This is a genomic window from Cohaesibacter marisflavi, from assembly GCF_963665895.2.
Taxonomy (GTDB): domain Bacteria; phylum Pseudomonadota; class Alphaproteobacteria; order Rhizobiales; family Cohaesibacteraceae; genus Cohaesibacter; species Cohaesibacter marisflavi.
Map to the genome: position 1 here is coordinate 1,856,647 of NZ_OY762534.1, position 23,191 is coordinate 1,879,837.

Annotated in this window: 16 protein-coding genes; 7 read left to right on the forward strand and 9 right to left on the reverse strand. The window is 55.5% G+C overall.

The features are described 5' to 3' along the window. Window positions 1-28 precede the first annotated feature (28 nt). The 5 genes from ACKPCT_RS09615 (at window position 29) to ACKPCT_RS09635 (ending at window position 6,154) form a co-directional block, all read left to right on the forward strand. A complete protein-coding gene (locus tag ACKPCT_RS09615; RefSeq protein WP_319569073.1) occupies window positions 29-1,516 on the forward strand; it encodes an NAD-dependent succinate-semialdehyde dehydrogenase in 1,488 nt (495 codons plus the stop codon). Between the two features lie 53 nt (window positions 1,517-1,569). After that, complete coding sequence (locus tag ACKPCT_RS09620; RefSeq protein ID WP_319569074.1) at window positions 1,570-2,949, forward strand: aspartate aminotransferase family protein; 1,380 nt, start codon at window positions 1,570-1,572, stop codon at window positions 2,947-2,949. Between the two features lie 210 nt (window positions 2,950-3,159). Continuing rightward, a complete protein-coding gene (locus ACKPCT_RS09625; protein WP_090068004.1) occupies window positions 3,160-3,651 on the forward strand; it encodes an Lrp/AsnC family transcriptional regulator in 492 nt (163 codons plus the stop codon). A 364-nt stretch (window positions 3,652-4,015) separates the two neighbouring features. Beyond that, the gene (locus ACKPCT_RS09630; RefSeq protein ID WP_090068002.1) at window positions 4,016-4,432 is read left to right on the forward strand and encodes a universal stress protein; all 417 of its coding nucleotides are present in this window, start codon (window positions 4,016-4,018) and stop codon (window positions 4,430-4,432) included. Between the two features lie 84 nt (window positions 4,433-4,516). After that, complete coding sequence (locus tag ACKPCT_RS09635; protein WP_090068000.1) at window positions 4,517-6,154, forward strand: BCCT family transporter; 1,638 nt, start codon at window positions 4,517-4,519, stop codon at window positions 6,152-6,154. Between the two features lie 129 nt (window positions 6,155-6,283). On the opposite strand, the gene ACKPCT_RS09640 is transcribed toward ACKPCT_RS09635, so the two are convergent. From ACKPCT_RS09640 to ACKPCT_RS09680, 9 genes are all read right to left on the reverse strand, one after another. Further along, entirely contained in the window at window positions 6,284-7,255 is a 972-nt protein-coding gene (locus ACKPCT_RS09640; RefSeq protein WP_319569075.1) for a quinone oxidoreductase family protein, read from the reverse strand. 77 nt (window positions 7,256-7,332) lie between these two features. Continuing rightward, window positions 7,333-7,740, reverse strand: coding sequence for a carboxymuconolactone decarboxylase family protein (locus tag ACKPCT_RS09645; RefSeq protein ID WP_090067996.1), 408 nt, complete (start codon window positions 7,738-7,740; stop codon window positions 7,333-7,335). Between the two features lie 12 nt (window positions 7,741-7,752). After that, window positions 7,753-8,607 carry a branched-chain amino acid aminotransferase gene (locus tag ACKPCT_RS09650; RefSeq protein ID WP_319569408.1) on the reverse strand — a complete coding sequence of 285 codons (855 nt, stop codon included), beginning with the start codon at window positions 8,605-8,607 and terminating at the stop codon, window positions 7,753-7,755. Window positions 8,608-8,636: 29 nt separating this feature from the next. Continuing rightward, window positions 8,637-10,133: a sugar ABC transporter ATP-binding protein gene (locus ACKPCT_RS09655; RefSeq protein ID WP_090067994.1), complete on the reverse strand. Its 1,497-nt coding sequence runs from the start codon at window positions 10,131-10,133 to the stop codon at window positions 8,637-8,639. A gap of 4 nt (window positions 10,134-10,137) precedes the next feature. Then, window positions 10,138-11,193, reverse strand: a complete 1,056-nt coding sequence (locus ACKPCT_RS09660; RefSeq protein WP_319569076.1) for a hypothetical protein — start codon at window positions 11,191-11,193, stop codon at window positions 10,138-10,140. Continuing rightward, entirely contained in the window at window positions 11,190-13,313 is a 2,124-nt protein-coding gene (locus ACKPCT_RS09665) for an ABC transporter permease (RefSeq protein ID WP_090067990.1), read from the reverse strand. The genes ACKPCT_RS09660 and ACKPCT_RS09665 overlap by 4 nt, the downstream gene beginning before the upstream one ends. Before the next feature lie 213 nt (window positions 13,314-13,526). Beyond that, entirely contained in the window at window positions 13,527-14,558 is a 1,032-nt protein-coding gene (locus ACKPCT_RS09670) for a sugar ABC transporter substrate-binding protein (RefSeq protein ID WP_090067988.1), read from the reverse strand. 123 nt (window positions 14,559-14,681) lie between these two features. Beyond that, window positions 14,682-15,653 (reverse strand): ABC transporter permease, encoded by a 972-nt coding sequence (locus ACKPCT_RS09675; RefSeq protein WP_319569077.1) that lies wholly within the window; start codon window positions 15,651-15,653, stop codon window positions 14,682-14,684. 172 nt (window positions 15,654-15,825) lie between these two features. Then, window positions 15,826-16,773, reverse strand: coding sequence for a LysR family transcriptional regulator (locus ACKPCT_RS09680; RefSeq protein WP_090067984.1), 948 nt, complete (start codon window positions 16,771-16,773; stop codon window positions 15,826-15,828). Window positions 16,774-17,242: 469 nt separating this feature from the next. Here ACKPCT_RS09680 and ACKPCT_RS09685 point away from each other — a divergent pair, with 469 nt between their 5' ends. Both ACKPCT_RS09685 and ACKPCT_RS09690 read left to right on the forward strand, forming a co-directional pair. Next, the gene (locus tag ACKPCT_RS09685; protein WP_175527860.1) at window positions 17,243-19,099 is read left to right on the forward strand and encodes an autotransporter assembly complex protein TamA; all 1,857 of its coding nucleotides are present in this window, start codon (window positions 17,243-17,245) and stop codon (window positions 19,097-19,099) included. 52 nt (window positions 19,100-19,151) lie between these two features. Beyond that, entirely contained in the window at window positions 19,152-23,150 is a 3,999-nt protein-coding gene (locus ACKPCT_RS09690; RefSeq protein WP_319569078.1) for a translocation/assembly module TamB domain-containing protein, read from the forward strand. Window positions 23,151-23,191 lie beyond the last annotated feature (41 nt).

Here is a 23,191-nt window from a genome sequence, read left to right on the forward strand (position 1 = left end):
ATCGGGCAAAACGAGGGGAGATGCGAAGATGCTTGACTCACAGACCAAAAACAGGTCTCACGCCCTTGGGAAGCTGGATGATCTGCGCCTGTTCAAGGAATTTTCCTATATCAATGGCGAATGGGTGTCCCAGAGGGAAACTCCGGCCATTGCCGTGCATGATCCTGCGGATGGATCCTTGTTAGGCACGGTGCCTGCTCTTGGCGCAAGCAAGAGCCGGGCGGCTGTTGATGCAGCTCAGGCCGCCTTTGGCCCATGGGCAGCCAAGCTGCCGCAAGAAAGAGCGGCCATTCTGCGCAAATGGTTCGATCTCATCCTTGAAAACAAGGAAGATCTGGCGCTGCTGATGACGCTGGAACAGGGCAAACCGATTTCGGAAGCCCGTGGCGAAATCGACTATGCGGCGAGCTTCGTCGAATTCTATGCGGAAGAAGCCAAACGCCCCAACATCGAGGGTGTCACCTCCCATCTGCCCGATGGTGAAGTGGAGGTCTGGCGCGAGGCCATCGGCGTTGTTGCTCTCATCACACCATGGAACTTCCCATGTGCCATGATCACGCGCAAGGCGGCCGCAGCACTGGCCGTGGGCTGCACCTGTGTTGTCCATCCGTCTCGGGAAACACCCTATTCAGCTACGGCGCTGGCCGAACTGGGTGAACGGGCTGGCCTGCCAGCGGGCGTTTTCAACGTCGTGACAGGCTATGCTGCAGAAATCGTCGAGCCGTGGACCCAAGATCCACGCGTGCGTGCCTTGTCCTTTACCGGTTCGACGGAGATCGGTCGCCTGCTCTATCGGCAGTCGGCGGAAACGGTCAAGCATCTGGTGATGGAACTTGGCGGTCATGCGCCCTTCATCGTCTTTGCCGATGCAGATCTTGATCGCGCCGTTGATTGCGCCATATCGGCCAAGTTTGCAACCTCCGGACAGGATTGTCTCGGCGCCAACCGCTTCTATATCGAACGCTCCGTCTATAAGGCATTCGCCGAGAAATTCACCGCAGCCACCAAGGCCCTAACCGTTGGAAAGGGCTCAGATGATCCCGACATCGGCCCGCTGATGAATACCAACGCGGTGAAGAAGCAGAAAGAGCATGTGGAAGATGCCCTCAAGAAGGGCGCCAAGCTGCTCTGCGGGGGCAAGAGCCATTCGCTGGGGCCGCTCTTTTATGAGCCGACCGTTTTGGGCGATGTGCCGCGGGATGCGCTGATCGCTCATGAAGAAACCTTCGGGCCTGTCGCCGCGCTCATTGCATTTGATAGCGATGAAGATGTCATCGCAATGGCCAATGACACCGAATATGGCCTTGTCGCCTATCTGCATACGGGCGACGCCAAGCGGATCTATGCCGCTTCCCGCGCCTTGCAATATGGCATGGTCGCCGTCAACCGCACCAAGGTCACCGGAGCGCCCATTCCCTTTGGCGGCATGAAGCAATCCGGCCTCGGGCGTGAAGGCGCTCGGCAGGGCCTAGAGGAATTCACTGAAATCAAATATGTGTGCCGCGACTTCTCTTGAGGGCCGCGACGACCGAACAAGGCGCCCGACGCGCCAAACATTAGGAGAAAGATATGTTGGAGAATGATCAATTAGCGCAATGGGATCGGGAAAATTTCTTCCATCCGTCCACGCCGCTCGGCCAGTTCGCTCGTGGTGAACTGAACAACCGCATCGTAACCGGCGGCAAGGGCGTTTATATTGAAGATCGCGAAGGCAACAAACTGCTCGACGCATTCGCTGGCCTCTATTGCGTGAATATCGGCTATGGCCGTCAGGAAATCGCCGAAGCCATTGCGGCGCAGGCCAAGGAACTGGCTTACTACCACTCCTATGTGGGCCATGGCACCGAAGCCAACATCACGCTGGCCAAGATGATCCTCGACCGCGCACCGGACCATATGTCCAAGGTCTATTTCGGCCAATCCGGCTCTGATGCCAACGAAACCAACATCAAGCTGGTCTGGTATTACAACAACGTGCTGGGGCGCCCGGAAAAGAAGAAGATCATTTCCCGCTGGCGCGGCTATCATGGCTCAGGCCTGATGACCGGTTCCCTCACCGGCCTTGAAACATTCCATAACCAGTTCGATCTGCCTCTGCCTTACGTGGTGCATACGGATGCGCCTTATTATTTCCGTCGCGACAACCTGGAGCAATCCGAAGCCGAGTTCGTCAAACAGTGCGCGGACAATCTCGACGCCCTTATCCAGAAAGAAGGCCCGGATACCATCGCAGCCTTCATCGGTGAGCCAGTTCTTGGCACCGGCGGCATCGTGCCTCCTCCGGCTGGCTACTGGGAAGCCATTCAGGCTGTGCTCAATAAATATGACATTCTGCTGATTGTGGACGAAGTGATCACCGGTTTCGGTCGCCTCGGCTCTATGTTCGGCTCGGATCATTATGGCCTGAAGCCGGACATCATGACCATCGCCAAGGGCCTCACCTCTGCCTATGCGCCGCTTTCCGGCTCCATCGTGGCAGATCGGGTCTGGAAGGTTCTGGAAGATGGCACGGACAAATACGGCGCCATCGGCCATGGCTGGACCTATTCCGCTCACCCGATTGGGGCTGCTGCTGGTGTTGCCAACCTCAAGCTCATCGACGAGCTGAAACTGGTCGATAATGCCAAGGATACCGGCGCCTACTTTGTTAAGGGGCTTAAAGACGCCGTTGGCGATTTGCCAATTGTTGGTGACGTGCGCGGCGAAGGCATCATGGCCGCTGTCGAATTCGTCAAGGACAAGGACAGCCGCACCTTCTTCGACCCGGCTGACAAGATCGGCTATGCAGTGGTTGGTGCGCTTCTGGAACGCCACAAGGTGATCGGTCGCGCCATGCCACAGGGCGATATTCTTGGCTTTGCACCGCCGCTCTGCATGACCAAAGAGGAAGCCGACACCGTGATTGCCGCCACCAAAGACGCAATCGAAACGGTTATCGCCAAACTCTGATCATTACCAACGCAAAAGCAAGGCGGGCTCAATGCCCGCCTTGTTCGTTTTCCTACCCAATATTTGTTTTTTTTCCATAGGCTGGTTGGCAGAGAGAAACTGTCCTTGGCCTTTCCCGGTTCAATTATGCTACCAATAGCAAAGAGCCAATGGTTTGCTCAGCAAACCCCATTTGCCCAATAGCCGATAGTGCACGGAGATTTGATAACGATGCCTGCCGCAGGACTGAAACTGGATGACAGAGATTGGGCGATCCTGAAGATTTTGCAGACCGAAGGGCGCATCACCAAGGCGGCTCTGGCGCAACGGGTCAATCTCTCTCCCACCCCCTGCTGGGAAAGGCTGAAACGGCTGGAAGAAGCAGGCATTATCGAAGCCTATGAAACCCGTCTTTCCCTCAAGGCTTTCGGCGCTCTCGCCGTTGTTTTTGTCGAGGTGGAACTTGATAGCCATCGTTCGGAGGATTTTGAGCGGTTCGAGACGGCCGTTCAGGACTATCCGGAAATTCTTGAATGCTGGGCCGTGGGCGGCGGGCTTGACTATATTCTCAAGATCGTTGCCAAAGATGTCGATCACTATCAACGGCTCATCGATCACATGCTCGAAGCCGATATCGGGCTGAGACGCTATTTCACCTATGTGGTCACGAAGCCGGTGGTCAACAGATCGGCGTTGCCGCTGGAAAAACTCCAGCTTGGTTAACTGACACCTGCTCCTTTCCACGTACTGTTTCCACCGACCGAAGTGCGCCCTCTTTTCATCGGCTATGACTTCAACAAATAGTGATGAAGCGTGCAAAGATCCGCAAAAATATTCACTTGCACGAGGCGGTAGAACGCAGGCAATTGCCGGACTATTCCGCGTCTTCTGCTCAGTTCAATATATGTATAAACTCCTACTATCAAAGCGTGTTTTCACATCAAGGACACGCATGTCCAAAAGACAATTCTTTTCTTAGCTTTGAACAAGTCACGATCCTCGCAAATTTTACTTATCCAGATGCTGATTCGACACAGAGGATACTATTCGTTATTGTCCGATTCACGGAAACGTGAGGATAGAGAAAATGTTCAATACGATCATGGTTCCGGTGGACTTACGTCACACCTCCAGGCTGGAGAAGACGTTGACCATCGCAGCTGATATGGCAAAAACCAACGAAGCAGCTGTCATCTATGTTGGTGTCACCGGCCCTGAACCAGGGGACTTGGGCCACACGCCGAAGGAATTTGGCCAAAAATTGCAGGCCTTTGCGTCCGCGCAAACACAGGCTCACGGGATAGAAGCAACAACCCATGTGATTGTTGCCAATGACCCGGCAATTGATCTGGACAAGAAGCTGCTGGAAGCCGTCGAGGCTACAGGCTCTGATCTGGTCATCATGGCATCCCATATCCCCAACATATCGGACTATATCTGGTCATCTCATGGTGGCCATTTGGCAAGCCACACGAAGGCATCGGTCTTTCTTGTTCGTGGCTAGCCAAGGGTGCCTGCTGTTGGCACCCACTATCCGAATGATCTATCTCATCATCCAAAATAAAAACAATATGGAGACTGCATCGTAATGACGAATGCCGAAGAAGCTGGCATCCCCGCGCCGGAAGGCGATACGGAAATTATTGAAACCGATTACGAAATCGGTCAGGACAATGTCGAGGGTCAGGTTGGACCATTCGGATTTGACGTGCACAACCCGGTCTTTCTTGTCTCGGGACTATGCATTGTAGCTTTTGTTTTTTATGCGCTGGCCCTGCCAGAACAGGCAGCATCCATTTTTGGCTGGCTGCGCCCGTGGCTCACGTCGACCTTTGACTGGTTCTTCCTTGGTGCTGCCAATATCTTTGTTCTTTTCTGCCTCTTTCTCATTGTCAGCCCTTGGGGCAAGGTGCGACTTGGGGGACAGGATGCGGAACCGGACTTTTCCTACAGGGGCTGGTTCGCAATGCTCTTTGCCGCAGGCATGGGCATCGGCCTGATGTTCTTCGGGGTTCTGGAACCTGTCTATCACATGGCGGTTTCCCAGCCATTGGGAACACCGTCCCCATTGGATGGCTCGGGCAATATCATTGCCGAGAATGTTGAGCAGGCCAAGGCGATGGCGCTTGCTGCCACCATCTACCACTGGGGTCTTCACCCTTGGGCCATCTATGCCATTGTGGCTCTGGCTCTGGCGTTGTTTTCCTTTAACAAGGGCTTGCCGCTGACGATCCGCTCTGCGTTCCATCCGATTTTCGGTGATCGCATTTGGGGCTGGACCGGTCATATCATTGATATTCTGGCCGTGTTTGCGACCCTCTTCGGCCTCGCCACATCGCTGGGCTTTGGTGCGCAGCAGGCCAATGCGGGCTTGCATCATGTCTTTGGCGTTCCCATCGGCACGCCAGTACAGATCATCCTCATCACCATCATCACGGCGGTTGCCCTCTTCTCGGTCCTGCGCGGTCTTGATGGCGGGGTCAAAATGCTCTCCGAAATCAACATGGGTATCGCGGCCTTGCTGCTGCTGTTTGTCCTGTTTGTGGGGCCGACATTGATGATCTTGACCGACTTTGGTGAAGGGCTTGTCGCTTATGTCGAAGATCTCGTTCCACTGTCCAATCCCTTTGGGCGGACCGATATGGATTATCTGCATGGCTGGACAACCTTTTACTGGGCTTGGTGGATCAGCTGGTCACCTTTCGTCGGCATGTTCATTGCCCGTGTTTCTCGCGGCAGAACCGTGCGCGAATTCATCACCTGTGTGCTGTTGATCCCATCTCTGGTCTGCGTCCTCTGGATGGCAGTCTTTGGTGGCGTGGCAATTGATCAGGTTCTGACCGACCCGTTGACCTCGGCAGTCAAAGACAATGTGATCGACAATTACAATCCGCCGCTTTCGCTGTTTGCAATGCTTGAAGGCCTGCCCTTCTCCAGCATAACATCCGTGATTGCCATCGTGCTGGTGATTGTCTTCTTCGTTACCTCGTCCGACTCCGGCTCGCTGGTCATTGATACCATTACGGCAGGCGGCAAGATTGACGCTCCGGTTCCGCAGCGCGTTTTCTGGGCTACCTTCGAGGGCGCGGTTGCAATCGTGTTGCTGGTTGGCGGCGGCCTGACCGCCCTGCAAGCGATGGTCATTTCCACCGGACTGCCGTTCGCGGTGGTGCTGCTGGTCATGTGCTATGCGGTCTATAAGGGCCTCAGTTCGGAGCCACGATAACGGCTAAAGCATATGGCCACAGGCCAGCCTGCTTTTCCAATAAACAAAGGCCCGGCATCTTGTGATGCTGGGCCTTTTTGTATTCTTCACGTGAGCCTATGCTGTCAGCTGTCAGCTCTCGGCTCTACCTCACGGTTTGAGAATGGTGGCTCCGGTGGTCTTGCGCCCTTCCAGAGCCTTGTGGGCTTTGCCTGCGTCTTTCAAAGGTACGGATGCCACCACATCGGCCTTCACCGCACCACTGACAAGTTTGTCAAAAAGATCCGCAGCGCGTGCTTCCAGATCGGACCGCTTGGCCACATAGTCAAACAATACAGGGCGGCAGGCGGCTTTTGATCCACTGGCCAAATCGGAGAGTTTGAAATCCTCGATCATGCCGGACGACTGTCCAAAGTTGGCAAACATGCCAAAAGGCTTGAGGCAACTGATCGACCCACGCCATGTATCCTTACCAACGCTGTCATAGACCACTTCGCAGCCTTCGCCTCCGGTCAGTTCCATGACCTTCTCGGCAAAATTCTCTTCACGATAGTTGATGACATCGCTATAGCCATGCTGAAGCGCAAGCGCGACCTTTTCCGCCGAGCCTGCCGTGCCTATGGCGCGCGCGCCCAGGGCCTTGAGCCACTGGCCCAGAATGAGGCCAACCCCGCCAGCGGCGGCATGAACCAACACCGTATCCCCTGCCTTGACGGCATAGGAGGAGGTAACGAGATACTGCGCGGTCAGGCCCTTGAGCATGACGGAAGCAGCTAGGTCATCGGATACCCCATCGGGCAGCACAACCAGACGATCCGCGGCAAGCACGCGGCGCTCGCGATAGGCACCGAACTTGAGTACATAAGCAACCCGGTCGCCAACCTTGAGCCCTTCGACGCCTGCACCGATGGCTTCTACAACACCAGCAGCCTCCGCGCCAGGGATCATCGTGTCTTCTGCCCAGGGATAAAGCCCCGTGCGATTATAGACATCGATAAAATTGACGCCAATTGCAGTGTGGCGCACCAAGGCTTCTCCGGGTCCGGGTTCGCCTGTTTCCAGCGCGCACCACTCCATTACTTCCGGACCACCAGGTCTGGAAGCGACAAGTGCCATATCCATTTTCTTCTCCGATTTTTGCACCGACGCCGCATCAAAAAGAGGCGTCGGAGCCCAAGTCATGTGTTTATGTCAGGCGCTCAGGCCAAAAATTCGGGGTCAACAGGCACCTGCATAGCAGTCACCATATGGTTCGTCTGTGCAGCCAGCCCGACAATGGAGAGCAACTCGGCATAGGTGTCTTCAGTCATACCCTTGGCGCGGGCCTGCGCCGTGTGCGAATGCAGGCAATAGGAACAGGCGTTGGCTGCTGAAACGGCGATGTAAATCATCTCGCGCGTCATCGGGTCAATGTTGCCCGGTGTCATCATGACAGCCTTGAGCCCTTCCCATGTGCGTTTGAGCAAGGCCGGATCAGCCGCTCCCAGCGCACGCCAGAAGTTGTTGATGAAGTCGGTTTTGCGCAGGTCGCGAATTTCGTCAAAGACTTCCTTTACGGCCGGGATCTTTTCGGCTTCTTCATTGGTGAGCAATTTGACAGTTGCCATTGTGGTATCCTCCTAGGCGTGTGCCCATTCCATATAGAGTGAACGAGCCTTCTTGGTGATTGGCCCGTATGCGAGTTCCCGGTCTTCTATGCGAGATACCGGGATGACCTTGGAGATATTCCCGGTAGAAAAAATTTCGTCCGCTTCCATGAAATCCTGAACCGTCAGGGTCATTTCATGCACGGTGTAGCCAGCGTCGCGCAACAGCCCGAGGACACGCTTGCGCGTGATGCCAGCAAGGAAGGTGCCATTGGGGATGGAGGTGAACACCTCCCCGCCGCGCACCATGAAAACGTTGGCGGTGGCCAGTTCGGCTACATTGCCCGCGCAATCGGTGACCAATGCATTGTCAAAGCCCTTTTTCTGGGCTTCACGCACCATGCGGGCATTGTTGGCATAAAGGCCGGCTGCCTTGGCGTTGGTCGGTGCAACGGCAATGGTCGGGCGGCGGAACTGGGTGGTGGTAATGGAAAAACCTGACGGCTCCACCATCGGAATTTCTTCGAGACAAAGGGCAAAATCGGTCGATGAGGCCAGCGGTGGCAAGGTACCGATATCGCTTTCCTCTGCCCAATACATTGGCCGGATATAGACATCGGTATCGGGAGCAAATTTCTTGATGCCGTCTTTGGCAAGTGCTTCGATCTCGTCCCCCGTAAAGGTCGGGTCCAGCATCAGGGCTTCAGCAGAGCGATTGATCCGCTGGCAATGCAGGTCCAGATCCGGTGAAACGCCCTCAAACAGGCGCGCGCCGTCAAACACCAAAGACCCGAGCCATGTTGCATGAGAAGCGGCGCCCAGAATGCGCACATCTCCCTCATGCCAATCGCCCTTGTAATAGGTCCACATTGCGCGCTCGGATGCCATCATGTTTCTCCTCGATGAGTTTTGGGCCGTTAATGGACTGCCGCATACATGATTTTTTCCTCGGTCGCCTCAGCAGGTGAAAATTCCTCCACGATGCGCCCCTGTCGGCAGACGAGAATACGGTCTGAGAGGTTCATGATCTCTGGCAGGTAGGAAGAAATCACCACCACCGCCAGCCCCTGATCAGCCAAGCCGTTGATGATCTGATGGATTTCCGCAATAGCCCCCACATCCACACCGCGGGTGGGTTCATCGAAAATCACCAGTTTGGGCTCCTGCACCAGTCCCTTGCCGATCACTACCTTCTGCTGGTTACCACCGGAAAGCTCGACCACGCGGGCATTGTCATTAATGGCTTTGATGTTCAGCTTTTTGGACCAGGCGGCCGCTACATCGCTCATTTCGTTCTTGCTGATATACCAGGCCTTGTCATGACCGGCAGCAATGAGCCCCGCATAGATATTCTCGGCAATCGACATGGTTTCGAAGAAGCCTTCGCTCTTTCGATCTTCGGTGACATAGACAATACCGTCATTGACCGCTTCGCGCGGTACATAATAGCGGGTCGGCTTTTCGTTGAGCACCACGGTTCCGCCGCGCAGGAAGTCGCGCTTGTAGATGCCGGAAATGATCTTGAAAGTCTCGGTACGGCCAGACCCGATCAGCCCAAAGACGCCGGTGATCTGGCCAGCAAAAACGGAGAAAGAGTTGTTGCGAACCATGGCGCCCATGGAAATATCCTGCACGGAGAGCACCTTCTTGCCCGCCTTGCGTACGCCGCTTTCGCCACGATCGCGATAAAGCTCGCCCGAAAGGGTACGGCCGACCATGGCAGCAATCACCGTGTCGCGGGTGAAATTCTCGGTCTTGTCACTGGCCACCAATTCACCATCGCGCAGGATGGTGATGCGATCGGAAATCTGAAGTGCTTCCTCAAGGGCATGGCTGATGAAGATAATCGACACGCCGCTCTTTTTGAGCCGCTCGATCAGCGCAAAGAAATGGCGCTTTTCTTCCGGTGTAAGGGTAGCGGTCGGCTCATCGAAAATGATGACTTCGGCCTTGTGATGCACCGCACGGGCAATCTCGACCATCTGCCGCTTGGCAGCACCAAGGGTGGCGACCAACGCTGTCGGGTCTACAGAGAAGTTGAGCGATTGCAAGAACTGCTGGGCCGAAATGAAGGTGCCACGCAAGCGATTGAGGAAGCTCTCCGAGCCCAGATAAAGATTCTGCGCCACCGTCATGGATGGAACAAGGCTGGTTTCCTGAAACACCATGGCAATGCCCGCTTCAAGTGCCTCATTCGGGTTGGTAAAGACCGTCTCCTTGCCATGATGGAACATCTTGCCACTGGTTGGCTCGACCACGCCCGCCATCATCTTGGTAAGGGTGGATTTGCCAGCGCCGTTCTCACCGAGAAGCGCGTGCACTTCGCCCTTGTGCAGCTCGAAATCCACGTCCTTGATGGCAGGAACGCCGCGGTAGGCCTTGGTGATTTTTTCCATGCGAATGATGGGGTCCATATCCTTAGCCCTCCGCTTTCGTATCTTCGATGCCAAGCAGCAAATCACCGCCCTTGGAAGCGACGATGATCTCGCCACCATGCTCGATGGCGCAGCAGACACCATGACGGTTGCCATTTGAACGGCTGTGCATACTGGTGATCGGGTTCATGGCCTTGCCCAACCGCACGACCATGCCGTAGGAACGAGCCGGGGCCCAAGCCTTGTAAACACCCATGGTGCGGATGCCGCCACATTGCAGCGGCTCAAGGAAGCTGCGGTTGGAATAGAGCGCCGGAGCAATCCAGTATTCGCGGGGAACGCTTTCCATCATGTCATAGCGATAATGTTTTTCCTGCAGCACCAACTCCACCAGACGGTTGCGCGGGGCAAAAACGGATAGAATAGCGCCACCATCCTCTGTCGGCATGATGCGGGAAGGATATCCGGGAATCTGGTCAATCAGCGTGGATAAATTCTTGTCTGCATCGATCTGCATCACGCGATGCTTCCAGCATTCAGAGAAGACCACACGGCCACCGCTCAAGGGGCACAGACCAAAGGGATAGGCCAAGCCGCCGGCGACCTTTTCGAACGGCTCGCTAGGGGTATGGCGCACCCAGATAGACCCGCAGGCCTTCTTGCTCATCAGGTCGGCAGCCCAATCCGAGCAGGCATGTTCCGAAGAGCCATTGGCCAACCAGAGAGAGCCATCATAGGAATAGGCCAGTGCGGTGATTGCCTTGATCTCTTCGAGCAGATGGACAGGCTCCCCTTCAACGAAGAGCTGGCCAGTTTCCAGAGCGACCGCCAGTTTATCGTCGGGCGAAACAGCCAGGGCCGTGATCGGCGCTTCGAAAGAGCGCAGCACCTTGGGCTCGTTGCCCTTGTTTATGGCATAGATGGCATTGCCCGAGGAGGCAATCACCTCTCCTTTCAGCACGGCCAGATTGTCCGGCTCGGAAAGGTGGGAGACAATTTCGGCGTCATCCAGCACCGTGTTCGGACGGAAAGCGCCATCCATGGGCGGAATGGTGACGGCCTTGCCGCGGAAAATATCGAGGATGGGATCGAGGATCATGCTTTTTCTCCCCAATAGGACGTCATGCCGGTCCAGTTCGGGTCGGCACCTTCAATATCAAACAGGCCGATGCGGTTGTTCAGAATGCCACCGATAAAGAGCTTGCCCTTATGCTCGCGCATCGAGGTCACCATCGGGTGGTTCTGACCGGTAAGATCACCCATGGTCTGGATGATTGTGCCGCTGTCGTCGAATTTGACGATACCGCCGGTGTTGATGTTCGGGAACAACCAGTCATCCTGCGGCAGGCGACGGGTCATGCGCTTGCGCATGTCCGGGTGGCGCAGTGAGAGGTCAAAACTGGGTGTGCGCATGCCGAGCCATGCCATCCAGTAGGTGCCATCGGACGCACGGTTGATATTATCGGTATAGCCCGGCATATCCTTGATGACACATTCCACGGTACCTGCCTTGGGGCCAGCGATCCAATAACGATGGATGCGGCTTCTCCAGCTTTCAGAGAAATAGAGCGACTGACCATCATGGGCCATGCACACGCCGTTGGTGTAGCGGTAGCCATCAAGCAGCGTCTTGGTGGAGCCATCCTTGGGATCATAGACCAACAGGCGCCCTGTCCCACGGTTCTCAATAGAGTCGAGCATCCATTCATGAGCATCATAGCGCTTGGTGGAATCGGTGAAATAGATCTTGCCGTCAGGCGCGATGTCGAGGTCGTTCGGATCACGCATGCGGGCGTCATCGACGATGGAGGTCAGCGAACGGCGCGTCTCGGCAGAAAGGCGCGTGACTTCGCGGTCCGGCGAGATTTTGTAGAGCCCCATCGCACCAACGCAGGTGATGAGGTTTTGATCCTTGTCGAAGGCCAGCCCCAGCGGGAAGCCACCGACATGGGCAAAGACTTCAGACCGTTTATAGTCGGGTGCAAAGTAGCGGATGATCTCGCCATGGCGTGTGCCGCAATAAAGATGATCATCGCGGTCGAGGATCACATCCTCAGGCCCTTCCAACTCGCCCAGACCTATATGCTGGGCCGAGGAAAGCTTGTTGTTGAGGGAATAGGCCGAGCCGGATCCAGGTTCTGCGGATTCCGATTTGCCCATCTTGAGATAGACCGGCGCGACATAGACCTCGTTGAGCACCTTGTGGCGGTTTTTCAGCCAGCGGATATCGATGGTAACAGCGAGCGCCAACATGATGCCAAGAACCATCTGGTTGGTGCCCGTACCGAAGCCAAGGCGAATAAGACCGTTGGTCATCACCAGCACGATGATCGCGCCCATGATGCCCTTGACCACGGAGCCACGACCACCGCCCAAGGAGTTGCCGCCAACAACGGCAGCCGTCAGCGCCAGAATTTCAAGACCGTGGCCCGTGCCCGGCCCAGCGCTCGACAATCGTGTTGCCATGAGGAAGCCAGACACGCCGGCACAAAAGCCTGAAAAGACATAGGTCATGAAAACAGTGCGCCGCACGCGGATACCGGCATTATGCGCCGAGCGGCGAGAGCCCCCAACTGCCTGCACATGCCAGCCAGGCCTCGATCGGGTGAGAGCAATGTGGGTGATCAGCGCAAAGACAATCGCCGTCAACACCGGCACCGAGAAGCCAAACAGCGTGCCATCACCGATGAAATCCCACAAGTCGGACGACATGAAAGACATCTGCGTTGCGGCACCATATTGCACCACGAGAATATCAAACAGGGCGCGGCCAATGATGAAGGTCACCAGCGTAGTGAGGAAAGCGCGCAGGCGCAGAAAGCCGATGAGATAGCCGTTGATCGCGCCGCAGACAACACCCGTTGCGATGGCAGCCAACAGACAGACCCACACCGGCGCTTCGAAAATGAAGAAGGTCCCAACAGACGCAAATGTCGCCAGCGCAAAGATGGAGCCAACCGACAGGTCAATGCCGCCCCCCAGCATGACAACAGACAACCCCGTAACGACCAGAGAGAATTCCCCCAGTTGCCTGGTGGATTCCTGCAAGGAATAGGGTCTGAAAAACCCCGGAATAGCAGATCCGAAGGCGGCCACAGTGATCACCAGGGCAATGAAGGGAATGGCGTTATCCGTCCAACGCTTGGTCAGGATCTCCCCGATAAGATGATCAGGAATGGTATTGTAGCGCCAGGCTTGCAGTCTTTCACGAAAGGCCATCTATCAATTTTCCGACGACTTGAGCCATCCGTCACGTAAGGGAGGATTCCAGAAAGAGACGGAGTGGGAATAGAAAAAACAAAGATTCCACCTGCTTGACTGCGGATCAGCACCGGCAAGGAGGCGGAGTGGAACGGGCAGACTAAAAGCACCCTGCCCGCGCCCGATTAAGGCTGGCAGCGCCCCAAGCGCTGCCAGACCAGATCGCGACTTTTATTCGCCAGCAGCTTCAGCCTGAAGCGCGGCAAGATCCCAACAGCTGTCAGGCTTGAGGTTGTCTTTGGTGGTTGCCTTCAGCAACGTGTAGATATACGGCGCTGAGGTGCCTGCAGGCTGACCGCTCTGGAGCAGATATTTGATGATCGCCACCATATTGTGGGTTTCCTGAGCCAAGTCAGTCATGACCACGGCACCATAGGTGCCATCTTCGATGAGATCACAGTCAGCGGTTTTCTCACCGCCGCCCGTGGTGACAAGGAAAACATCGTCCTGCTTGCCAGCATCGCGAATGGCTGCGGCGGCACCAGAGGCATCCCCATCCCAGAAGTCGATGATGCCGCAGATATCAGGATTCTGCTGCAACATGGTGGTGGTCACGTTACGCGAGGTAGTGGCATCCCAGTTGGAATCAGGCTTGGCGACCACTTCGAACTCAGGATATTTGGCGAGCACTTCCATGATGCCTGCATATTGGAACAGGCTGGTTGCGTTGACCTGATCGCCCTGCACCAGACCAATCTTCTTGGAAGAATCCGGGCCACAGCCTTTGACAACGGCTTCTGCTTCCAGACGGCCAAGCTGGGTCCAATCACTACCAACATAGGCATCAGCCTTGAAGTTGGCCGGGTTGTCCACGAGGATGACATAGATGCCAGCCTTCTGGGCGCGCTTCATCAGCTTGGAATAGGAGTTCATGTCCGGTGACATGACAATCAGAACGTCAGGCTTGTTTTCTGAGGCAATGGCTTCGGTGATGGCCTGTGCGCCAGCTTCCACGCTCCAGTTGGGGTCGCGGGTTTCGAAGATGCCGCCAAAGGCGTCCACTTCACGCTTCAGGATAGCGGCCCAGCCCTGCGCCAGATCGAAGCCCATGGCCATCGGCACGAGCATGATACGCTTGCCTTCCATGGCCTTTGCATAGATCTGTGGTGCAGGATCGCCGGCGGCAGCAACCTGCGTAACAAGGGCGGCTGAGCTGATGGTAAGCGCCGCAGTCGCGGCCATAAGGGTCTTGATGATGTTCATGTCTGTCCCTCTGTTGGAAAGGATTGTGATTGCTCGGACTTTTGATTTTTATTGGTATAGATACTGTTGGTTCTGGACTTCGTGGGTGTAGTGGGGTCTTGAGGGGTCTATACGGGGCTTGCTTTAAATGTCTCCCTGCTGCGCAGTCTGTTCATCGCGGGGATTGAGAATACCGTCGACGATGATGGCGCCCAGCAGGATGCCTGCCTTGATCAGATTCTGGTAGAGCAGCGGAATATCGATGATCGTCATGGCGTTGAGCATAATACCGATAAGAGCTGCGCCGAACAAAACGTTGCGCACGCCCCCTTTGCCGCCTGAGAGGCCGATGCCTCCGATGACCGTGATCAGCACAATGTCATAGAGCAGGTTGGAATTGACGATACGGGTATTGATGGAATGCAGGCTGGAAGCAGTAAGAATGCCGGCGATGAAGGCAATGAGCGCGGAAATCACATAGCGCAGCACCATCATCGGACGGACCGGCATGCCGGAATTGCGCGCAGCCTCCGGGTTGTCGCCCGCATAATAGACATAGCGTCCCCACTTGCTGTAACGCAGGAACAGGAAAGTCGCAAGGGCAAGACCGGCAAAGAGGAAGACCTCGACCGGAATGCTCATAAAGCGCATATCGCCAAGAATCTCGACCCAGTGCCCGGACGGCACAGGGACAGCATCGGTGTTGATCAGCTGGGACCGCACAAAGCCGAAAACAAATGATGAGCTGGCCAGCGTTACGAAAATAGCGGGCACATCGGCATAGGCCACCAGAACGCCGTTAATCAGCCCGATGGCCAACACGCCAGCCAAAGCCAGAACAAGAGCACTACCCTCTCCCATGCCCGAATTGAGCATTTGCAAATAGCAGGCAACGGACATAGCCATGATGGCTACCATGGAAAGGTCAATGCCACGACCGATAATAATCATGGCCATGCCAAGAGCAAGGATCCCCAAAACGGAAACAGAGCGCACAATGGCAACCAGATTGTTTGCCGAGAAGAAACCCGGCAGAAGCAAAGACGCCAGCGCAAACATAACCACCGTAATCGCCAGTACGATGCTTTCCTGATTGAGATTTTTTATGAAGCTCATTTTGCGCTACCCTACTCCATGCCCAGCCACTGCATAATATTGATGCAGCAAGCCATCTTGCCTAAACAATAAGCAGCGTAGCGTCAGTTGGAACAGCGCGTCCAATGAATATTTTTACGTATAAACCATGCGCATTCTGCATGGATTGCTGTTTTGCGCAAAAATCAAACGATTATATGACCTGAAGATGCCCATATTGTGCGGGATGAAGTGAAAATTCTTCCTGATATTGCTCGTTACAAATATGGTCTCCGAGGGAATCAATAAAGCGCTGACCATAGGCGGGCAACGGCTGGCGCACATTCCACATGGCGCAAATCCCAAAGGTAATCGGTTCACCCTTGAGCGCAATGGGGCGGCTGCGCAGCTTTGGCTCTTGCGGCTGGGCAGACGATGGCACGACAGCTACGCCGTTGCCGCCGATAGACATGGCCAGCAACGTGTGGGGCGAATTGCTCTCCAGCACCACACGAGGCACGGTTCCACTCACCCGGCAGGCTGCATCAAACACCTCACGGGAGACATGTTTCTTGTTGAGCGTCAGAATGGGCAGGCTAAGCAATTCTTCAATCTCGATCGGGTCTTCCTCATTGCCCAGAAACTCCGCGCCACCAACAGCCAGAAAACCGAGCTGCCCCAGAGGACGACTTTCCAAAACCTCGATCGGTGCAGACGGTTCGGCGCTGATGGTCAGATGGAAGACACCATCCACCAGCTTGCTCGCCAGCTCAGGTCCACCGCCATCTTCAAGGCGGATCTCGATGTCCGGATTGTCTTCGGTCCATTTCTTCAGAAAGCTCGGCATGTAGCGCTCGATCAGTTGCGAGCATGCGCCGATTTTGAGAAGGCCGGATTCCCCCTCTGTGAGATCGTCTGCAAAGGTACGCAGTTCCCTATCCGCCACCAGAACATTGTTGATCTTGGCCAGTAGAGCCTCGCCCTGCGGGGTGAAGCGTATATTTCGTCCAGACTTTTCGAAAAGTTTTACGCCCAGATAATCTTCAAGCGCCTTGACCTGTCGGGAAAGGGCAGACTGGGTGATATTCAACCGTTCCGCAGCCTTTGTGAAATTCATCAATTCGGCCACGGCAACAAAGCTGGTGTAATTGCGAATATCCATCAAAAATACCTTGTCTGAAGAAGAGCAATCGGGAAATGAATATCAAAAGCTAAAGCCAAATTTGAAATTTTGTCAAATCTGGACATATCAAACACTCAGAATATGTCGCAATAGAGCGCTCAGTGAGCTTTTATTTTCCTTTTCGGACCATCAGTGTCAAGCTGAGCGGTGTCTATTTTCCGGACGAGACTTTCTGAATTATTTTCAATGTGCTATTGAATCTGAACCGAATGAGAACAATTTGCGTATCAGGGTAAATAATTACAATTTATTTGGAAATTTTGGTTAAGCTAATGTTAGCTGACCGGGGCTGATCAGGTCTCATCGCCTCAAAATGCCATTGAGTTCGGAGTATGTAATTTTGCTGTCTCGGCTGACACACAATGCAGAGCGACAATCAAGCGCTCAAACAAGGCTCGTTCGCAAAGGAGGTTCTTCTCTTGTTGCGCTCTGCCTTGCGAGTACGCTTTTGTCTACAGGCTGGACCAGTCCGGCTGCCGCATTTGAGTTGTTCGGCTATGAGTTCAGCACCAGTGGCATCAAAGCCGTCTCCGAGGCAGAGCCGACCGCCGATATCCCAGACCCTGTAACCTATTCAGTCACACTTACGAGCGATGACGATGCGCTGACCGATGAGCTGAAAGACACGTCCCTTCTGATCGAGAAAGAGGAAGAGCCAGCTTCCGGCACCACAGGCCTGTTGATGCGCGCACGAAGCGACCAGAAACGCCTCATCGCCGCGCTCTATCAAAAAGGCCTTTATGGTGGCACGGTGGATATCACCGTCAATGGCGAACGCTATGATCGTGTACCGCTGGATGAGGAATTGTCTTCAGCCGGTCCGGCCAAGGTTGCCGTCTCGGTATCGAGTGGACGCGTATTCACCTTCTCCAAACCGGATGCCCAGTTGAGCAACGGGGAAGCGATCGATCTCGGTGAATATGGCGTCATCGCTGGATCTCCTGCCTATTCGCAGCTGGTGCTGGATGCAGAAAGCGCCATTGTCGCCGACTATAAGAAGCGCGGCTTTGCTCTTGCAAAAATCGAAGAGCGCTCCCTTGCTGCCGATCACAAGACCGGCAAGCTGGATGTCACGCTGCGCGTTGACCATGGCCCACGAGCCCGTCTCGGGCAGGTGACAGTGACCGGCAACGAGGATGTCAAAAGCGAGCTGATCGTCCAGCAGGCCAACATACCCGTGGGCGAAACCTACAGCCCCGAAGCCATTACCAGGGCCAGCCGAAATCTCAGAGCGCTTGGTGTGTTTGACAGCGTTATCGTCAAAACGGCTGATGTGGTTCTGGATGATGGTAGCCTGCCGATCGAGATTTCCGTCAAGGAACGCAAGTTCCGCACCATCGGCGCCGGTGTTACCATCGGCAATCTGGATGGCGTCGGGTTGGAAGGCTATTGGGTGCATCGTAACCTGTTTGGCGGGGCGGAAAGTCTGCGCGTTCAGGGCTCGATTGCCAATATCGGGCAGGATGACGTCAAGGATCTGGATTATAACGCCGACATCATCTTCAAGAAGCCAGGCGTGATCGGGCCTGCCAGCACGTTCGACGCCAAGCTGTCGTTGGATTTCACCAATCCCGAGGCCTATCAGAAGCGCGCTGTCAGTGGCGAAGTCGGGCTGAGTTATCAGTGGACCGACGCGCTTTCGACCCGCGCAGCCTTCAAAACCGAATATGCGCGCATTACGGACAGCTCGGGCACGAACACCAATCTGCTTTTCTCTACGCCGCTGGAATTGGCCTATGACAAGCGCGACAGCAAGTTGGACCCGACTGAGGGCTTCTATGCACTGATCGATGCGGAGCCGACCATCAGCAGCGATGGCTCTATCGGCTTCCTCAAAACGAGCGCAACCCTTTCTGCCTATCAGTCTCTGGACAGGGCCAAACGCTTTGTGCTGGCTGGCAAGATCTCTGCGGGTACCATCGTGGGCGCATCCAAGAGCGATGTGCCAACCGACCGACGCTTCTTTACCGGCGGTGGAGGCTCCATTCGCGGCTATTCCTACCAGATGGCGGGACCGCGCGATTCCAGCAACGACCCGACCGGCGGACGCTCCTATATTGCAGGATCCCTTGAAGCCCGCATGAAAGTGACCGATACCATCGGCCTTGCCGCCTTTGTCGATGTCGGCAACACGTTCAACAGCTCCATGCCCAAATTTGAAGACGAATGGTACACCGGCGTGGGAGCAGGCGTGCGCTATCTCACGCCAATTGGTCCGCTGCGCCTTGATGTGGCCGTTCCTCTCAAGAAAATAAAGGATGAGCCCAAATTTGGTGTTTATCTGGGCCTAGGACAGGCATTCTAGTTGTAATCATCTGTTGAACTGATTCTCCAGACTCTCCAGACATGAGGCCACTATGACGTCTGCTCGCACCCTGCTATTCCGGGGTTTCTATAGTCTACTTTTCTTGATCCTGGCTCTGCTGCTGGTCGGCTATCTCCTGCTTGCCACCAGCTTTGGGCTATCGATGACGACGTCACTGGTCAATTCCGTTGCCAGTAGCGATGAGCAGAAGGTGGAGATTTCAGGTGTTGACAGTCTTCTGGGCGACATTGAGATCGGCCAAATTGCCTTGTCCGACAAAGACGGACCATGGCTCACCGCCAAGGGGCTGTCTGGCCGCTATTCTCTTGCGGATCTGTTTGGCCTCACCCTGTCGGTGGATGCGCTCTCGCTGGATGAACTATCGGTTGAGCGTACGCCGCTGGCGAGCAGCCAACCGGCTGCCGAGAGCAGCAGCGGTGGCTCTCTTATCCCAACCCTGCCAGCCGTGGAAGCGCAGATCGACAGCTTGTCCATCGGGAAAATCTCTCTTGGAGAACCTCTCTTGGGCAAAGAGGCCGAACTCACTCTGGCTGGCAACATGGCGCTTGTTGGTGCCCCCTTCCAGACAAATGGGGTGCTCGATCTTCATTATCAGGACGCCCCCGAGGATGGGCTTAGCGCGCGCTGGACGCTCAACCCTACCGCAAACCAGCGACTGTTGGACTTGACATTCACTGAGCCGCGTGGAGGCCTCGCCGCGCGTCTGATGGATATTGCCAATCTGCCCGCCGTTGATGTGAGCCTTAAAGGAGACGGACCGGCGAATGACTGGCGCTCGGACCTTGCCGTCAAGCTTGATGGGAAAACCACTGTCAGCGGGCAAGTGGTCGTCGGCTTTGATGAAAGCGGATCGCGTGTCAATGCGAAACTGCTGGGCAAGCTTTCGCCCTTCTTGCCCCAGTCTGTTCTTCCCCTCGTTGCAGGTACCAGCAACATCAACCTTTCGCTTGAGCAGTCGCAAGAGGATGTGATCGAGCTGAAGCAATTTTCCTTCGCGTCCGGCTTGGCGCGTCTTGAAGCCAATGGCTTTCTGGACAATCGGGATAGCAGTCTGGACATAAAGATGGCGTTTGATCTGGGCTCTGAGGGTACGCAGATTGAAATGCAGCAAGAAGATGCGCCATCTCTGATGATCGGGCATGTGGGCCTCAAGGGACGCATGAGCGGAACCTTGCAGAAAGCAGCCCTCACACTTGATGGCTCCGTTGCCAGCCTGTCGCAGGATGCCATTACACTTGAAAACGCATCCCTGTCAGTCACCGCGCCGGAGCTTGATATTGAAAATCGCGAAGGAGCGATCAATGCCACCATGGCGCTCGATCAACTGGCCACAGGTTCAGCCCCGCTCGACGCGATCCTCTCTGGCGACAAGACCCTACTGGTAGAAAGCGCGCTCGACGGAGAGACCATACGTCTCAACAAGGCCGAGCTGGTTGCAGGCCTTGCGTCCCTTACGGCAGAAGGGAGCTACGCGCCAGATGCGCTGGCACTTGATGGTACCCTTGCCCTATCAGATATCAAGCCACTCAATGAGGGGCTTTCCGGCGCTCTGGGAGGTGATTTCTCGGTTGAAGGAACGACCAGCAACCCACGACTGACCCTCGCCCTACGCGGTCAATCTCTTTCGGTCTATGACAAGTCGATCGAAAATCTGAAGCTGGATCTTGCTTCCAATGCTGCACCGGACGCCACATTGACGCTTTCAGCTCAGTATGATGGATCGCCCATAGAGAGCGCCCTTGAGCTCGTCACCAATGAAGATGGCAGCCGTTCCATCAACAAGCTCTCGGTCACGGCACCGGGCGCTGAAGTAACCGGATCTCTTGCCATATCGCCTGCCGGATTGGCCTCGGGCGATCTGGATGCAGCCATCAAGGATTTTGCCGCGTTGGGTCCCCTGTTGCTGCAGCCGGATCTGAAGGGCTCGCTTAAGGCTGACATCGCCCTGTCGGCCAGCGACGGTAAACAGTCGGTCACTGTCGATGCTTCAGCGCCGGAGCTGGCAATGAAGGATATCTTTGTTTCCGGTCTGACGCTGAGTTCGCAGATCAATGATGCGACCGGCATCATGAGCATGAATTCCGATCTGTCCGTTGAACGCATCTCTGCCTCTGGCGAAACCATCCGCTCGCTCAAGGCCAATATGAAAGGTGGAAACGGCACCCTGCCTTTCTCCATGACGGCACGAGTCTCTCAGGCGCCTTTGACGCTGGAAGGCAAGCTGTTGCAGCAGGAAGGGCAAACAGCCCTCGCGCTTGATCGCTTCACTGGCAGTTGGAAAGGCATCGATCTCGGTTTGGTCGAACCGGTGCGTGTCGATCTGGCCAATGGCGCCTCGCTCGCCAATGCCCTCAAGCTTTCTGTCGATAGCGGTCTTGTGACGGTTTCCGGCTCGGCAGGCGATCAGCTTGCCCTTGATGTGGCGCTTGACGCGCTGCCACTGGCCATTGCCGAGAAGATCGCACCAACGGGTGAGACGCCGACAGGTCAGCTAGATCTGACGGCCAAAATTTCGGGCACCTCAGCAGCACCGGAAGCCAGCTGGCAAGGCACGGTTAGCGGCCTCTCTGTCCGCTCGACCCGTCAGGCTGGTGTTCCACAATTGGCGATCAGCAGCTCGGGCCGCTTTGCCAACAATTCTGTTTCCTTGCAAAACCACCTTACGGGAGGCGGAGCAGACCTCAATGTCAATGGCAGCCTTTCGCTTACCCGCCAGAGCATGGACATATCCGCCGAAGGCTCGGTTCCTTTCTCCCTTGCCGCACGCAGCCTTGCCGATGCAGGCTTGCAGCTTGAAGGGGGGGCTTCGGTCTCGGCCAAGATAACGGGCTCATTCAGTGCGCCGAACATCAATGGTACCATCACGACACAGGGCGCGCGTTTCTCTGAATTTTCGTCAGGCATTGTTCTACGCGATCTGGGCGGCACGGTTCGTCTTGCCGGTCAGCAGGCATCCATTGAATCTGTAACGGGACGGCTGGGCCAGAAGGGCACACTGACAGTCAATGGTACCATCGGGATGGACGCCAACGCCGGTCTGCCAGCCGATATCACCGTTACCATTCGGGACGGCAATTATAAATATGAAGAGATCCTCACGAGCCTGTTTAACGCCAACATGAACTTGAAAGGTGAGCTGACAGGGGCGTCGGTCATTTCCGGTCAGGTCAACCTCAAGACAACCGAGATCCTCATTCCTGAGTCCCTGCCCTCTTCCGTCTCTCCAGTGGATGTATCGCACAAGAATGCGCAAGGACGCGTCGCAGAACAGGCTGAGAAATTTGCTCCCAAAGCCCAAAGCGACAGCAGTGCGAATGCCGGTCCGGCCATGCGGCTTGATCTAGATATTCAGGCCCCGCGCAGCATCTATATACGCGGTCGCGGCATGGATGCAGAACTGGGTGGCTCCATCCGGATTACTGGCACCACAGCAGATCCGCGTCCGTTGGGCACCATTGCCATGCAGCGTGGACGACTTGAAATTCTCACCAAACGACTGGATTTTGACAGCGGAACTGTAACCTTTGCGGGAACACTGGACCCGGCTCTGGATTTCTCGGCCACTTCAACCAACAGCGGCACCACCTACACCGTATCCGTTGAGGGCTACGCCTCCGCGCCCGAGATCGGCCTCTCCTCATCCCCCACACTGCCGGAAGACGAAATTCTGGCGCATCTGTTCTTTGACAAAGAGCTTTCCGAACTCTCTGCCATTCAGCTTGCACAGTTGGCCAATGCTGTGGCGACCCTTAGCGGGGTCAATTCCGGCCCCGGCATTCTGGACCGCCTGCGCAACATGGCGGGCATCGACAATATCGACATCAAATCTGATGCGGAAACCAACGAGACAACCGTCGGAGTCGGGCGCTATATCAACGATCGCACCTATATCAATGTCGAGAAGAGCACGGCCAGCGACGCAGGCAAGGTGAGCATCGATCTTGATATCACCGATCAGATCAAGGCCCATGGCGAAGCCAGCTCAGACGGGGAAACCAAAGCCGGCATCTTCTTCGAGCGCGATTATTGAGAGTTAAATGCAAAGCGCCTGTTTGCAAGCCAATCGACAGG